Annotated in this window: 13 protein-coding genes; 4 read left to right on the plus strand and 9 right to left on the minus strand. The window is 63.1% G+C overall.

Annotated elements, in window-relative coordinates; all coding sequences use genetic code 11:
* Nucleotides 1-207 precede the first annotated feature (207 nt).
* Nucleotides 208-1,245 (minus strand): glycosyltransferase family 4 protein, encoded by a 1,038-nt coding sequence (locus tag VFL62_RS19815; RefSeq protein WP_325174077.1) that lies wholly within the window; start codon nt 1,243-1,245, stop codon nt 208-210.
* Nucleotides 1,246-1,528: 283 nt separating this feature from the next.
* Here VFL62_RS19815 and VFL62_RS19820 point away from each other — a divergent pair, with 283 nt between their 5' ends.
* The gene (locus tag VFL62_RS19820; RefSeq protein ID WP_325174078.1) at nt 1,529-1,783 is read left to right on the plus strand and encodes a hypothetical protein; all 255 of its coding nucleotides are present in this window, start codon (nt 1,529-1,531) and stop codon (nt 1,781-1,783) included.
* Between the two features lie 123 nt (nt 1,784-1,906).
* On the opposite strand, the gene VFL62_RS19825 is transcribed toward VFL62_RS19820, so the two are convergent.
* Genes VFL62_RS19825 through VFL62_RS19845 form a run of 5 tightly spaced genes read right to left on the minus strand, consistent with a single transcriptional unit; the run spans nt 1,907 to nt 6,459 of the window.
* Nucleotides 1,907-2,323, minus strand: coding sequence for a cupin domain-containing protein (locus tag VFL62_RS19825; RefSeq protein WP_325174079.1), 417 nt, complete (start codon nt 2,321-2,323; stop codon nt 1,907-1,909).
* Between the two features lie 51 nt (nt 2,324-2,374).
* Nucleotides 2,375-3,160, minus strand: coding sequence for an ABC transporter permease (locus tag VFL62_RS19830; protein WP_325174080.1), 786 nt, complete (start codon nt 3,158-3,160; stop codon nt 2,375-2,377).
* Nucleotides 3,157-3,954 (minus strand): ABC transporter ATP-binding protein, encoded by a 798-nt coding sequence (locus VFL62_RS19835; protein WP_325174081.1) that lies wholly within the window; start codon nt 3,952-3,954, stop codon nt 3,157-3,159. Before VFL62_RS19835 ends, VFL62_RS19830 begins: the two co-directional genes overlap by 4 nt.
* Before the next feature lie 9 nt (nt 3,955-3,963).
* Nucleotides 3,964-5,019 carry an ABC transporter substrate-binding protein gene (locus VFL62_RS19840; protein ID WP_325174082.1) on the minus strand — a complete coding sequence of 352 codons (1,056 nt, stop codon included), beginning with the start codon at nt 5,017-5,019 and terminating at the stop codon, nt 3,964-3,966.
* 51 nt (nt 5,020-5,070) lie between these two features.
* Complete coding sequence (locus tag VFL62_RS19845; RefSeq protein ID WP_325174083.1) at nt 5,071-6,459, minus strand: UbiD family decarboxylase; 1,389 nt, start codon at nt 6,457-6,459, stop codon at nt 5,071-5,073.
* A gap of 149 nt (nt 6,460-6,608) precedes the next feature.
* Between VFL62_RS19845 and VFL62_RS19850 the strand changes: the two genes are divergently transcribed.
* Complete coding sequence (locus VFL62_RS19850) at nt 6,609-7,328, plus strand: FadR/GntR family transcriptional regulator (RefSeq protein ID WP_325174084.1); 720 nt, start codon at nt 6,609-6,611, stop codon at nt 7,326-7,328.
* Nucleotides 7,329-7,337: 9 nt separating this feature from the next.
* Here the strand turns inward: VFL62_RS19850 and VFL62_RS19855 are convergent, their stop codons facing one another.
* The 3 genes from VFL62_RS19855 to VFL62_RS19865 are packed head-to-tail and all read right to left on the minus strand — an operon-like array spanning nt 7,338 to nt 8,960.
* Nucleotides 7,338-7,691: a cupin domain-containing protein gene (locus tag VFL62_RS19855; RefSeq protein ID WP_325174085.1), complete on the minus strand. Its 354-nt coding sequence runs from the start codon at nt 7,689-7,691 to the stop codon at nt 7,338-7,340.
* Between the two features lie 33 nt (nt 7,692-7,724).
* Complete coding sequence (locus VFL62_RS19860) at nt 7,725-8,183, minus strand: hypothetical protein (protein WP_325174086.1); 459 nt, start codon at nt 8,181-8,183, stop codon at nt 7,725-7,727.
* Between the two features lie 36 nt (nt 8,184-8,219).
* Entirely contained in the window at nt 8,220-8,960 is a 741-nt protein-coding gene (locus tag VFL62_RS19865; RefSeq protein WP_325174087.1) for a cyclase family protein, read from the minus strand.
* A gap of 247 nt (nt 8,961-9,207) precedes the next feature.
* Between VFL62_RS19865 and VFL62_RS19870 the strand changes: the two genes are divergently transcribed.
* Nucleotides 9,208-11,544, plus strand: coding sequence for a Tex family protein (locus VFL62_RS19870; RefSeq protein ID WP_325174088.1), 2,337 nt, complete (start codon nt 9,208-9,210; stop codon nt 11,542-11,544).
* Between the two features lie 119 nt (nt 11,545-11,663).
* Nucleotides 11,664-13,597: carboxypeptidase-like regulatory domain-containing protein (locus VFL62_RS19875; protein ID WP_325174089.1), on the plus strand; the 1,934-nt coding region annotated here is incomplete at its 3' end.

Below are 13,597 nucleotides of genomic sequence, written 5' to 3' on the forward strand. Positions count from 1 at the left end.
GGCGACGGGATGAAATCTGCGCCCAAATGCGGGGCCAGGCGAGTCTTTTGTTTGCTTTATTCGCCTTCGGCACCGGAACGTCCACCAAAAGCGCCGGCTTACTCAAAATACCAAGATGACCAATGTAGGCCGAAACCGGCCTGCTGCGGCGCGATGGCCTACCTCATTGCGGTCACGACCGGCTTGTGTGCGGCACGGGCGACCGCCTCAAGCCTGTCCATCGCCCGCGACCAGCTTGCGGTACTGGCCTTCGTAATCTCTCGCCATCCGGCTTGCAGAGAAGCGCTCCTCGAAGCGAGCGCGTATTTTTCGACGGTCCAGCTCATCGAGCCGGTTCACCGCGCAAGTCGCCTGCTCTTCGTTCTCGACGATGAAGCCGGTGACGCCGTTCTCCACCACCTCGGGCACGGACCCGGAGGGATAGGCGATCACGGGCGTCCCGCACGCCATCGCCTCGATCATGACCAGACCAAACGGCTCGGGCCATTTGATCGGAAACAGCAAGGCGGCGGCTTCCGCCAGGAACGGCTGCTTTTTCGCGTCATCGACCTCACCGACGAGTTGCACATGGGCGCCGTCGACGTGAGGCTCGAGATGCTTCTTGAAGTACGAGGTCTCGGAGCGCGGGATCTTGGCCGCGATGCGCAATCGCTTGCCGGCCGCGCGGCTGATGCGGATCGCTGCTTCCGGGCCTTTCTCCGCGGTCAGGCGGCCGAGAAAGGCCAGATAAGATCCTTTCTCATACGACGGACAAAACAAATCCCGCGGCAACCCGTGCTGAATGGTGGCGATCCAGTTTGCTTGCTGAAGCGGCCGGCGCTGGTCGCTGGAAATCGACACGAAATTCGCTTTTGGAAACGCGCCAATCGTATTTGCAAGACCCGGCAGATCGAGCCGCCCATGCATGGTGGTGAGAAACGGCACGCCGAGGCGGCTCAGCAAGGGAAGGTGCAGCCAATCGATATGGGCGTGGATCACGTCGAATTCGCGGGCGCGCCTGGCAACGCTCTCCAGCAGCACCGCGCAGGCCGCGCTCGGATCGACGCCCCTTTGCCCGAGCCGCAGCGCCCGAGGCCATACGGCCTGCAACTCGCCCCTTGTTCTGGAATCGCCGCTCGCAAACAGCGTGACCTGATGGCCAAGCTCGACCAGCTCATCCACCAGCCAGGCCACCACCCGCTCCGTCCCGCCATAGAGTTTTGGAGGAACGCTTTCGGCCAAGGGAGCAAGTTGAGCGATTCGCATCGAACGCGCCTTACCTCGCCCCAAGAACCCAACAGGTCCGCACGCCCATCGTTCGACGATGCGCACTCCCGCTCTTCGCCGGATGCAAACTCGCCTGCCCCAGGGAAGTTTCCGCATCGCGCCGGCGCATCCTGCACGGTTAACAACGTCAGAAGCTTTTTCGCAGTGCGAAGGCGCTGCACCGCCGCCGTTTTTCAGAATTTTCCCGACAGCCGGCGGAACGGAAGCCTTCGCGTGCGGTTTCGCACGAGGGCGTTTGTCTCTTGATTGAGGAGGTTGAGACATGAGCATCTTGAAAAAAGCGGCGACCGCCGCATGTGCAGGCGCAGCCTTGCTGGCGATCTCGGCGCCGGCATCTGCCGCGATCGTGTGCTCCGGCGACGTCTGCTGGCACACCCACGAGACCTACACCTATCCGCCGGAAGCCAAGGTGATCGTCCACGAAGATGGCTGGAAGTGGGGTCCGAGCGAGCACTTCACTTTCCGTGAGCATGAAGGTCGCGGCTACTGGCGCGGTGACAACTGGGTCACCTGGTAAGCCGAAGTGTTGCCAGGCACCCGCGTCCGCCCATGAGCTGCCCAACATGACGCGAGGCGCTTCGGCTGGAACGAACCGGCGCGTGAAGAACGGCCGGTTCGTTCTTGCGTTTGCCGAGCCTTCCTACGACTTCACCTCGGTCATGACGGGCTTGTCCTTGTCCTTGATCCGGATGACCAGCGTTCTTGAAATTGCCCCGGTCGCATTCCGTCCAAAGTGCGGCGTGTCCGGCGGGGTATAAATGATCTCGCCCGCCTTCACGAGCCTGGTGCCGACGCCCTCGATCTCGAAGGTCTGCTCGCCCTCGATCACGTAGGTGAGTTCGTGCCCGCCTTCATGCTTGTGCAAGGGAAGCCGAAAACCGGGCGGCCATTCCGATGCATAGACCAGGACCTCCTGCCCCGGCAGGTTGGCAAGGTCGGTCTTGAAGATCTGCCGGGTCACGAGCCCTGTCACCTGCGCGTGGATCATTTCGGATGCGCCGAGGCCGAGCAGAATTCCGCCGCCGAACATCACGGCCGCCAGTACACGCCGGTGCATCGCTCCCCTCCCTCTGGCCGCGTCTACCTCGGAATCGGAACTCTAGCCAGCCTATCCGCCGATCGCCTGCACCTGCGCTTCGCTGGCGCGTACCGACCAGGCGGTCATGCGGCGTTCGAAGAAATCGAAGATCGCGTACATGCCGACACCCAGCAGGCCCACGACCACGAGCGCCGCGAAAACCAGCGGCACGTTGAAGTTGGAGCTCGCCACCAGCATGACGTTGCCGATGCCGCTATTGCCGGCCACGATCTCGGCGATCACCGAACCGACAAAGGCGAGCGTCACCGCGATCTTCAGCGAGGCAAAAAAGAACGGCAGCGAGCGCGGAATTCCGATCTTTCGCGTGATGTCCCAGCGCGTGGCGCCGAGCGAACGCATCACCTCGAACAGCTCGGGCTCGATGGTGGCAAAGGCGGTCGCGACGTTGGCGACGACCGGAAAGAACGACAGCATGAAGGCCGTGCACACCGCCGGAATCGTGCCGGCGCCGAACCAGATCACGAATACCGGCACCAGCGCCGCCTTCGGCACGCTGTTGAAGCCGATCAGGAGCGGATAGACCCCGCTATAGGCCAGGCGCGACGAGCCGACGAGAATGCCGAGCGCCAACCCGAACACGACGGCGCCGACAAAGCCGATGAGGGTCGTGGCCAGCGTCGCCATGCCGTGAATGAACAGCGGGTAGCGGAATTTGTAGATCGCCTGTAGCGTCTCCCACGGCGTCGGCAGGATGAAGCTCTTGATGTCGAACAGATAGATCACAAGCCACCACGCCGCGATCAGCACCAGCGTCATGGCCCAGGGTGCAAGCCGCTCCTGAAGTCTCGGCGTCAATGCTGCTTCCCCAGGCTGATATGGTGGCGCAGATCGTGCACGAGATCGACGAAAGCGGGCTCGAAGGTGCATTCCAGCGTGCGTGGGCGCGGAATATCGATCGCCGAAGTCTTCAGGATGCGACCCGGCCGCGCGCTCATCACATGAATGGTTTGCGCCAGGTAGACCGCTTCGCGCAACTCATGCGTCACCAGGATGACGGTGCATTTGCGGAACGACCACAGGTCCTGCAGCACGGCCCAGAGCTCTTCGCGCGTGAAGGTGTCGAGCGCGGCGAACGGCTCGTCCAATAGCAGGATCGAAGGCTCGTGGATCAGCGCGCGGCAGAGCTGGGCGCGCTGCTGCATGCCGCCGGATAGCTGCCAGGGCATGCGGTCGCCGAATCCGGCAAGCCCGACTTTCTCCAGGAGCACGTCGGCGGCCTCGCGGTGCTTGTCGCGGTCGATCTTCTGACGGCTGCGATAGGGTTCGACGATTTCGAGCGGCAGCATCACGTTGTCGCGGATGTTGCGCCACGGCAGCAGCGTGGCGTTCTGGAACGCCATGCCGACGGTTTTCAACGGCTGTAATACTTGTTTGCCATCGACCGTCACGGTACCCCGGCTGGGCCGCACCAGTCCGGAGATCAGCTTGAGCAGCGTCGACTTGCCGCAACCGCTGGGGCCGACGATCGCCAGGAACTCGCCGTGCTCGATCGTCAGCGTGGCCTGCGAAACCGCAAGCGTCCGGCTCGCCGCATCCTGCGCCGCCGTACCATAGACGAGATCGACGTCAGCGAGTTCGATGAACGGCATCGCTTCAACTTACTCGGATTTCTTGAAGCGCTGCGCCGGCAACACCGTCTCGATCAGCCTTTCCTTCTCGTCAGGCAAGTAAGCGGCGTCGAAAATCTCCTCCAGCTTCGGCCGGCGCGGAAGGTTGTAGGCTTCCGCGATCTCCGTGATGTTGGTCTCGAGCCGCTCGCGATCGATGTCGCCAAAACCTTTCTTGCGTACCGTTTCGGTCAGGATGCAACAGTCGAGCGCGACCTTCAGCCGCTCGCGCTCGATGTCCGGGTTGAGCAGCGGCTCGAAGGCGACGGCCGCGCTGACGGCGGCTTCCGGATCGCGGGCCATGTCCTTCAGGCCCTTGAGCGTGGCGCGCAGGAAACCGCGCACCGCGTCCGGATGCTCTTTAAGGAAGCGCGGCGAGGCCGCGACCGAATTGGCGTAGAGCGGCAGGCCATAATCCTTGTACATGAAGTATCTGACGTCGGCCGGCGCGACGCCCTTGGCCTTCAGCTCGAGCAATGCGTTGAAGATCTGGCCGGGGATCGCGTCGACCTTTTTCTGCACCAGCAGCACCTCGCGCAGGGCAGGATCGATGGTCTGGAACTCGACGCTTGCCGCGTCGACGCCGGTCTTGCGCGCGAAGATCGGAAACAGCTTGAAGGTGGAATCATTGGGCGCCGAACCGAGTTTCCTGCCGTTCAACTGCTTCGGCTCGGCAATCCCGCTCGACTTCAGCGTCACGATCGCAGCCGGCGCTTCCTCATAGCCGATCATCACCACCGGAAACGCGCTTTCCGGATTTCGGGCATCGAAATCCATCACCGTGTTGATGTCGGGAAAGCCCATGTCGTAGACGCCGGCGGCGAGCTGGCGCACCACTTCGGCCGATCCCTTGCCGCGGTCGATGGTGACGTCGAGGCCTTCGGCCTTGTAGTAGCCTTTCTGTTGCGCGATCAGGAACGCGCCATGCGTGGCGCCCGGAATCCAGTCGAGTGTGAAGCGAACCCTGGTCTGGGCATGGGCTGTGCCGGATGCGGCAATCGCGCCCAGCAGGTGCAGAGCAACCGCGGCAAAACCAACTGACCTCATATTGCCTCTCAAATCACGATGGAACGATCTCAGACTTTCCCCGATGCGGCTTCAGATGACGCTGGCACCGGCAAGAATCTCGCGGGCGCGGGCACGCTGCTCCGGCGAAATGATCAGGCGCTGGGCGAAATCCTCCTTGAGCGGCATGGTCGCGTCGATCCCCATCTTGGTGACGGTGAAGGTCGACGGATCGGAGGTCGGATCGATGATGGCCGACTTGACACCGGGCACCATCAGGACGTCCTTTTCGGCCCGCACGCGGGTCGCCAGCGCCCACATCACATCCTCCATGTCGTAGATATCGACGTCCTCGTCCACGACGATCACCTGCTTGGTGTAAAGCTCGGTCCCGAGCGCCGTCAGCATCGCCATCCTCGGCTCGCCTTCCGCAATCTTCTTCATCGAGACGATTGCAAGGAACGCGCCACATGTCTTGTGCGGCACATGCACCGCCCTGACGTTGGGAAGATTCCGCTTCAAGGCGTTCAGGATTTCGCCTTCGCGGGTGATGCACGAGATCAGGATATGATCGCGCGACATGCCGGAGACGACGCTGTGGAACCAGGCGTCGCGCCGCATGCGCACGCGCTTGGCGACAAAGACGTTTTGCGTGCTGCGGTGAGAGGCGTAGCCGGTGAATTCGCCGAACGGGCCTTCGGGCTCGCGCACATTGGCCAGGATCTCGCCCTCGACGATGATCTCGGCGCCGGCGGGCACTTCAAGATCTTCGATGCCGCAACGGGCAAGACGATAGGGCTCGCCGAAAAGTCCGCCGATGATGTCGTACTTCCGCACGTTCGGCGGATAGGCGTAGACCATCGAGCCCATATAGTGCAGCGGATGGGTGCCGATCACGATCGCCGCCGGCAGCGAATGGCCCCTCGCCTCCGCGCGGCGGTGATACTCATACATGCGGCGGCGGGAGTGCAGCGAGACGCCGAGCCGGTTCTTGCCCTTGAGCATCAGCCGATGGAAGCCGGTGGTATCGACGCCGCTCTCCGGATCTCGCGCGGTGATCTGACCCGCGGTGATATAGGGCGCGGCATCGACGGTGAACTGGAACGGAATCGGCAGTTTCGTCAGGTCGACCTCGTCGCCCTCGAACACCACTTCGTTCCAGGCCGGCTTCGCAACGATTTCGGGCGAAATGTATTTCTGGCAACGCTCGCGAAAGGCGGTCGGCAGGTTTTCGACCGTGCTGCCGAGGCAGCGCGCCAGGAGCCCGCGATTGCCCGCGACGTTGGTCACGACCGGCATGTCGAACCCTGCGACGTTTTCAAAGATCACGACCGGGCTCTTGTTGAGACGATCGAGCTCGAACACGGTCGCGGTCATTTCCAGCTGCTGGCTGACCTGCTGCCTGATCCGCAGCACGTTGGCCGGATCGTTCTTCTCGGTCTGCTCGACAAAACCACGCAGGCTCTGATTGTCCGTTGCCATCCCGGCCTCCTTTTATGTTTTATCGCCCGCTTTTCTTCTTCTCATCTTATATGATAAGTTCAGCGGGAGGCTTGCCTAAAATTCCGGCAAGCAACGCAATTTGATGAGGCCGGTATCAAGCCGAGACCCATGACGATGACTTTTCGCCAATGACTTATCGACAAGTCCGCCGATCGACGGCATCGAACAATTTGACCGATCGCATTACTTCGATGCTGCGCGACGACATCGTTCGCGGCAAATACGAACCGGGCGAGCGGCTTCCGGCCGGCAGGGATCTCGGCGAGGCGTTTGGCGTCAGCATCACCGTGATTCGCGAAGCCTTGTCCCGCCTCAAGTCGGACGGCCTGATCGCCTCGCATCAGGGCAAGGGCGTCTTTGTCGAGGACGACGCCAGGGCACGGCCATTCCGCCTCGCGACGGCGGAAGATTCCGATCGTTCGCTGCGTCATATCTTCGAGTTGCGCATGGGCGTCGAACTTCAGGCGGCGACGCTGGCCGCGGAACGGCGAAAGCCTTCCGATCTCCGGGCCATGATGGATTGCCTGAAGCAGATGGCGCCCAACAAAAGCAGCTTCGAGCAGGCGCTCGCCGCCGACATCGCGTTTCATCTGTCGATCGCGCGCGCTACACAGAACCCGTTGATCGTCAGCTTCATGCAATTTCTGCAACCGCACCTCTACGAATCGATCTCGAAGGCGCGCGCCAGTTCGGCGCGGAAGGCTCAGACCACGCAGACGGTCTACAGGGATCACATGGCGATCTATCAGGCGATCGAAGCTTCAGATCCTGTTCAGGCAAGACGCGCCAGTCGCCGCGTCCTGGAGCGGAGCCTGCGCCGGCTGGAGAAGGAGCACGGCGAAGCGTAAGGGCCAACGTCACGCGACGATGCGCGGCGCGGCGGTTGCCTTGTCACCCGTATTCGGCGTGCCCGTCGGCTCGATTAGCAGGATATGCACCTCCCCGTGCGCCACGGGCCGGTGCTCGACGCCCTTGGGCACCACGAAGACCTCGCCGGGCTTCAGCGTCACCGTGCGATCCCGCAACTCGATGTCGAGCACGCCATCGAGCACAAGAAAGAAGTCGTCGGTGTCGTCATGCTTGTGCCAATGGAACGGCCCCTCAAGCTTGGCGACCATGATGTCGTTGTTGTTGTAGGTCGCGATCGTGCGCGGCGAAAAACGATCGGTGAACGTCGCAAGCTTTTCGGCGAGATTGGCGGGTGTCTTCATGGCGGCTGCCTTGTTTGGCGCGCTAACGTGCATTCATCGCGAAGCGGCCGCGGCCAGCGCCGGTGAGACGGTTTTCTTGTCGGAGAGATCGATGATCTCGTCCGGCTTGACGCTGTCCCACTTGATCGCCGCCGAAGTTGCCCGCGTGAACCTCGTCATCACGGCCTGGACCTCGCGCTCGTTGCCGCGCTTGTCGCGGGTGGTAACCAATCCGGTCAACTGAACGCTCTTGAGCTTGGGAAATCTGTCGAACGCCGCCGGAATGAGCCTGCGGGCAATGGCGCCGAACTCGCCCCTGAGATCGCGCTGTTTCGCCACGAACGGATCGAGGCTGAACTCGACGACCAGGGTCTCGTCGGGCAGCGTGACGATGCTCCACGGGTGCAGGCCGGGCTCGGCGATCAGGCCCTTGGCGAACTGAGCTGCCGTTTCCGCCGCGGCCGCGGGGCCGACCAGCAACAGCGACAGCATCAAGACAACGGCAGACTTCATTTCGGCATCCTTTGCTTGGCGCCGGAGCGGGCGCGTCTAACGCTGCACCGGCCGCGCCAGAACGCGCGCCGGCGCGCCGTCGGAATTCTCGATGTTGAGCGCGAGAAAGGCGAATTCCACGCGCTGGTTCGAAAAGCCATCGAGGTTGGTCACGTTCTCCGCGATGAGAATGCCACGGCTCAGCAAGGTCAAGTGCGCGGGCCAATTATAGTCCGGCGGACGCCGCAAAATCGGCAGATCCGGCGTCGGCATATCGCAGGCGAGCAGCTTGATGCCGCGCCCGGCGAGCCACAGCGCCGCGGCAGGGCTGAGGTGCGGATGGTCGTGATAATCATGCGAGCCGGCGCGGTGATACCAGCCGGTATGAAGGGCAACGATGTCGCCCGGACGTATCTCCACGCCGGACGCTTCGAGATCGTCAATCTCGATCGCCTGCCCGGCGACTTTGTTCTTGACGCTGACCACGACGCCCTCGCCGGCCAGCCGGTCGAGCGGAATTTCGTGAAAGGCCGGCCCATCCATGAAAAAATGTCTGGGCGCATCGACATGCGTTCCGATGTGAACGACCATCTGCATCTCGGTGACGTTGATCGGCTCCTCGGGCAGGCTCTTGACGCGGCGAAAACTCGGCTCCGGAAAAATGCTGGCGCGCGGCACCGATGTGCTCAAGCGATAGGACAGATCGACCCAGGGTCCGTTCGGAACGGCGGGCGGGGTTTCCGGCATCGGCTGCCATCCGATCCAGCCGCGGCCGCGCGATTGCGCGCTGTCACACATATACTGTTGTCCCCGTCTTTCCTGTCCCGGAGTCTGATGTGTCTTTATATCCCGTCGGTCTTGTGCGCGGTATCTGCCCGCGCTTTGCGATTGCGGCAGCACTGCGGTGGCGAACGGCCACAGTATCATTTTATTTTTGTCCAACAACGACTGCGACACACAGGCTTGATGAATCAACCGCCATCGGTCCATAAGCAGCCACGACGGCGGCTCGATCCGCCAGGAAAGTCTTGAGGGAATCGAGAGCGTGGTCAATATCAATCAGAAGATCGCCGAAGAACTTGGCGTCCGCGAACAGCAGGTCGCGGCAACGGTGGAACTGCTCAATGGCGGCGCCACGGTGCCGTTCGTCGCGCGCTACCGCAAGGAAATCACCGGCGGCCTCGATGACGCGCAACTGCGCACGCTGGAAGAGCGGCTGACTTACTTGCGCGAACTCGAGGAACGCCGCACCGTGATTCTGGATTCGATCCGCGACCAAGGCAAGCTCGACGCCGCGCTCGAAGCCGCGATCATGGCGGCCGACAACAAAGGACGCCTCGAAGACATTTACCTGCCGTTCAAGCCGAAGCGGCGCACCAAGGCGGAGATTGCCAAGGAAGCCGGCCTTGAGCCGCTGTCGGAACTGTTGCTCACCGAACCGGAAAACGATCCAAAGGTGATCGCGGAGCGCTTCGTCAATGCCGATAAACAAGTCGCCGACGCCGCCGCCGCGCTCGACGGCGCGCGCGCGATCCTGGTCGAGCGCTTTGCGGAAGATGCCGATCTGATCGGCGCATTGCGCGAACAGATGTGGTCGAGCGGCCAGATGTCGTCCAAGGTGCGCAACGGCAAAAAGACCGAAGGCGAGAAGTTCAAGGACTATTTCGACTTCAGCGAGCCGCTGCACAAGCTGCCCTCGCATCGCATCCTGGCGCTGTTCCGCGGCGAAAAGGAAGAGATCCTCGATCTCAATATCCAGCCGGAAACAGTCCCCGCAACGCCTGCGCCTGCGTCGACGCCGAATTCCTATGAGCTGAAGATCATGCAGCGCTTCGGCGTTTCCGACCGCGGCCGTCCCGGCGACAAGTGGCTGACGGAAACGGCGCGCTGGGCCTGGCGCACCAAGATCCAGTTGCATCTGAACATCGACATGCGCACGCGGCTATGGATGGTGGCCGAGGAAGAAGGCGTGCGCGTGTTCGCCTCCAACCTGCGCGACCTGTTGCTGGCGGCGCCGGCCGGCGCGCGCGTCACCATGGGGCTCGATCCCGGCTACCGCTCCGGCGTGAAGACCGCTGTCATCGACGCCACCGGCAAGGTGGTTGCGACCACGACGATCTATCCGCACGAGCCGCAGCGCGCCTGGGACGCCTCGCTCGCCGAGCTCGGCAATCTCGCGGTCAAGCACAAGGTCGAGCTGATCGCGATCGGCAACGGCACGGCGTCACGTGAAACCGACAAGCTGGCCTCGGATCTGGTCAAGCTGCTGCCGGACCTGAAGATGTCCAAGATCGTGGTGTCGGAGGCCGGCGCATCGGTCTATTCGGCCTCCGCCTTCGCATCGGAAGAACTGCCTGAGTTGGACGTCACGCTACGCGGCGCGGTGTCGATCGCGCGGCGCCTGCAGGATCCGCTCGCTGAACTGGTGAAGATCGATCCGAAGGCGATCGGCGTCGGGCAATACCAGCACGACCTCGGCGAATCCAAGCTCGCCCGTTCGCTCGATGCCGTGGTGGAAGATTGCGTCAATAGCGTCGGCGTCGACGTCAACACCGCCTCCGCGCCGCTACTCGCCCGCGTCTCCGGCATCGGCACCGGCCTGGCGCAGAGCATCGTCCAGCACCGCGACGCCAACGGCCCGTTCAAATCGCGCAAGGCCCTGAAGGATGTGCCGCGGCTCGGCCCCAAGGCGTTCGAGCAATGCGCCGGCTTCCTGCGCATCAATGACGGCGAGGACCCGCTCGATAAATCCGGCGTGCATCCGGAAGCCTATCCGCTGGTGCGGAAGATCCTGCAAGCCACCAAGAGCGACATCAAGGCGCTGATCGGCAATGTCGAGGTCCTGCGCAAGGTGCAGCCGAAGACGTTCGTCGACGACACCTTTGGCCTGCCGACCGTCACCGACATCCTGCGCGAACTGGAAAAGCCCGGCCGCGATCCCCGCCCCGCCTTCAAGGCCGCGGTGTTCATGGAAGGCGTGGAAAAGGTCAGCGACCTGAAGCCGGGAATGGTGCTCGAAGGCGCCGTCACCAACGTCGCCGCCTTCGGCGCCTTCGTCGACATCGGCGTGCATCAGGATGGTCTGGTGCACATCTCGGCGATGTCGAAGACCTTCATCAAGGACCCGCGCGAAGTGGTGAAGCCCGGCGACATCGTCAAGGTGAAGGTGCTGGAGGTCGACGTTAATCGCAAGCGCATCGCATTGACGCTGCGGATGGATGATCCCGTGGGCGCCAAAGCCGATCGCCCGCAGACCGATCGCGGGCCGCGTTTTTCCGAAAAGCAGATGACCTCGCGCGGCCCGGCCAAGCAAGAGGCTGGCGGCGCCTTTGCCGAAGCGATGCGCCGCGCCGCCGAACGCAATGCGGGAAAGGCGAAGTAGCACTCGCCGCTGGATTGTCCCGCCGCCCTTCTTCGCACGCAAAGTCTCTCTGCGCTTGCGGCAATGGACAAGACGTTTTCCCGGCGTCAGAATTGTTCCGATGCGGGGTTTCTAAGAACATGAAAAAACAGGCGTTGGCGGCGCGATCATCCGTAGCCGCGTTGATCCTTTCGATTTGCCTGGCGCAAGGCGCGCTGTTTGGCTGTGCCCATGCGCAAGGCGCGAACACGGCGACGCCGGGTTCGGCGCCCGCAGGCAGCGGCGACATCTCCGGCACCGTCAAAAGCGTAAAAGGCCCCGAGGCCGGCGTCTGGGTGATTGCGGAGACCACCGATACCCCGACGCGCTACACCAAGATCGTGGTCACCGACGACCAGGGCCGCTTCCTTGTTCCGGATCTGCCGAAGGGCACCTACCAGGTCTGGGTTCGCGGTTATGGCCTGGTCGATTCCGTGAAGGTTCAGGCAACGCCCGGCGCCACGCTGGAGCTGACGGCCCTGCCCGCGCCGACACCGGCCGCGGCCGCGCAATATTATCCGCCGATCTACTGGTTTTCGCTGCTGCGCGTGCCGCCGGCAAACGCATTCCCGACGGAGCAGATGAAGAGCCAGGGCGAATGGCTGAACACCGTGAAAAGCGGCGCGTGCCAATCCTGTCACGCGCTCGGCACGCCGGGGACCCGCACCATCAGCAAGCGGCTTGGCAATTTCAAGACCTCCGCCGACGCCTGGACCGTGCGGCTGCAAGCCGGCAGCGCGCAGGCCTTCATGGCGCGCGACATCACCAAGCTCGGCGGCGAAGCGCTCAAGCTGTTCGGCCAATGGACCGACGGCATCGCCGCCGGCGAACTGCCGTTTGCGACGCCCGAACGTCCGAGCGGCATGTCGCGCAATGTCGTCGTCACCGAATGGGAGTGGAGCGATACCACCGCCTATCTGCATGACGAGATCTCGACCGATCGCTGGGACCCGACGGTGAACGCCAAAGGCAAGCTCTACGGCTCGGCGGAGGACTCCACCGATTACATGCCGATCCTCGATCCTGCCACGCACAGCGACAGCGAAGTGAAGATCCCCGTGCGCGACCCGGCGACGCCGAACGTCACCGCGCGTCCGCATGGCTTCTCGCCGTCCTGGGGCCCGAATGCGATCTGGAACAGCCAGACCATCACCCATAACCCGATGATGGACGAAAAGGGCCGGATCTGGATGACCTCGCAGATCCGCGCACCCGAAAACCCGGACTGGTGCAAGGCCGGCTCGAGCCATCCGTCGGCCAAGGCGTTCCCAATCAAGCAGTCGAACCGCAACATCGCGATGTATGATCCGGCCTCGGAGAAGTTCACGCTGGTCTCGACCTGCTTCCCGACCCATCACCTCGCTTTCTCGCGCGACCACGCGCAACTCTTCTTCAGCGCCGGCGTGGTCGGGCCGGCCGTGCTCGGCTGGCTCGATGTCAAGAAGTTCGAAGCGGGCAATGACGAGATCCAGTCGCAGCGCTGGACGCCGTTCGTGGTCGACACGTCCGGCGATGGCAAGCGCGGCGACTATGTCGAGCCGAACGAACCGGTCCAGCCGGGCAAGGACAAGCGCATCGCCGTCAACGAATATGCGATCGCGGTCAGCCCGACCGATGGCGCGATCTGGGGCACGGTGATCGGCTATCCCGGCTCGATCGTGCGCACGGTGCTCGGGCCAAACCCGGAAGAGACGGCGCTGTCGGAAATCTACGAGCCGCCGCTGCCCGGTTACGGCCCGCGCGGCGGCGACATCGACGCCGACGGCGTCTACTGGGTGGCGCTGTCGAGCGGGCATGTCGGCAGCTTCGATCGCCGCAAGTGCAAAGTGCTGAATGGGCCGACGGCGCTCGGCAAGCACTGCCCCGAGGGCTGGACGCTCTATCAATTGCCGGGGCCGCAGATCCGCGGCGTAGAGGACGGCGGCAGCGCCGAGGCGAGCTATTACGTCTGGGTCGACTGGTTCAACACCTACGGCCTCGGCAAGAACGTGCCGATCGTGATGGGCAACCTCAACAGCTCGATCCTTGCGATCGT

Origin of the sequence: Bradyrhizobium sp., assembly GCF_035701725.1 — a bacterium.
In the GTDB taxonomy this organism is placed as follows: domain Bacteria; phylum Pseudomonadota; class Alphaproteobacteria; order Rhizobiales; family Xanthobacteraceae; genus Bradyrhizobium.

What these genes read in the sequence shown, in the direction of transcription:
- VFL62_RS19815 (WP_325174077.1), bottom strand. Translation starts at nt 1,245, where the DNA reads ATGCGAATCGCTCAACTTGCTCCCTTGGCCGAAAGCGTTCCTCCAAAA.
- VFL62_RS19820 (WP_325174078.1), top strand. Translation starts at nt 1,529, where the DNA reads ATGAGCATCTTGAAAAAAGCGGCGACCGCCGCATGTGCAGGCGCAGCC.
- VFL62_RS19825 (WP_325174079.1), bottom strand. Translation starts at nt 2,323, where the DNA reads ATGCACCGGCGTGTACTGGCGGCCGTGATGTTCGGCGGCGGAATTCTG.
- VFL62_RS19835 (WP_325174081.1), bottom strand. Translation starts at nt 3,954, where the DNA reads ATGCCGTTCATCGAACTCGCTGACGTCGATCTCGTCTATGGTACGGCG.
- VFL62_RS19840 (WP_325174082.1), bottom strand. Translation starts at nt 5,019, where the DNA reads ATGAGGTCAGTTGGTTTTGCCGCGGTTGCTCTGCACCTGCTGGGCGCG.
- VFL62_RS19845 (WP_325174083.1), bottom strand. Translation starts at nt 6,459, where the DNA reads ATGGCAACGGACAATCAGAGCCTGCGTGGTTTTGTCGAGCAGACCGAG.
- VFL62_RS19850 (WP_325174084.1), top strand. Translation starts at nt 6,609, where the DNA reads ATGACTTATCGACAAGTCCGCCGATCGACGGCATCGAACAATTTGACC.
- VFL62_RS19855 (WP_325174085.1), bottom strand. Translation starts at nt 7,691, where the DNA reads ATGAAGACACCCGCCAATCTCGCCGAAAAGCTTGCGACGTTCACCGAT.
- VFL62_RS19860 (WP_325174086.1), bottom strand. Translation starts at nt 8,183, where the DNA reads ATGAAGTCTGCCGTTGTCTTGATGCTGTCGCTGTTGCTGGTCGGCCCC.
- VFL62_RS19865 (WP_325174087.1), bottom strand. Translation starts at nt 8,960, where the DNA reads ATGTGTGACAGCGCGCAATCGCGCGGCCGCGGCTGGATCGGATGGCAG.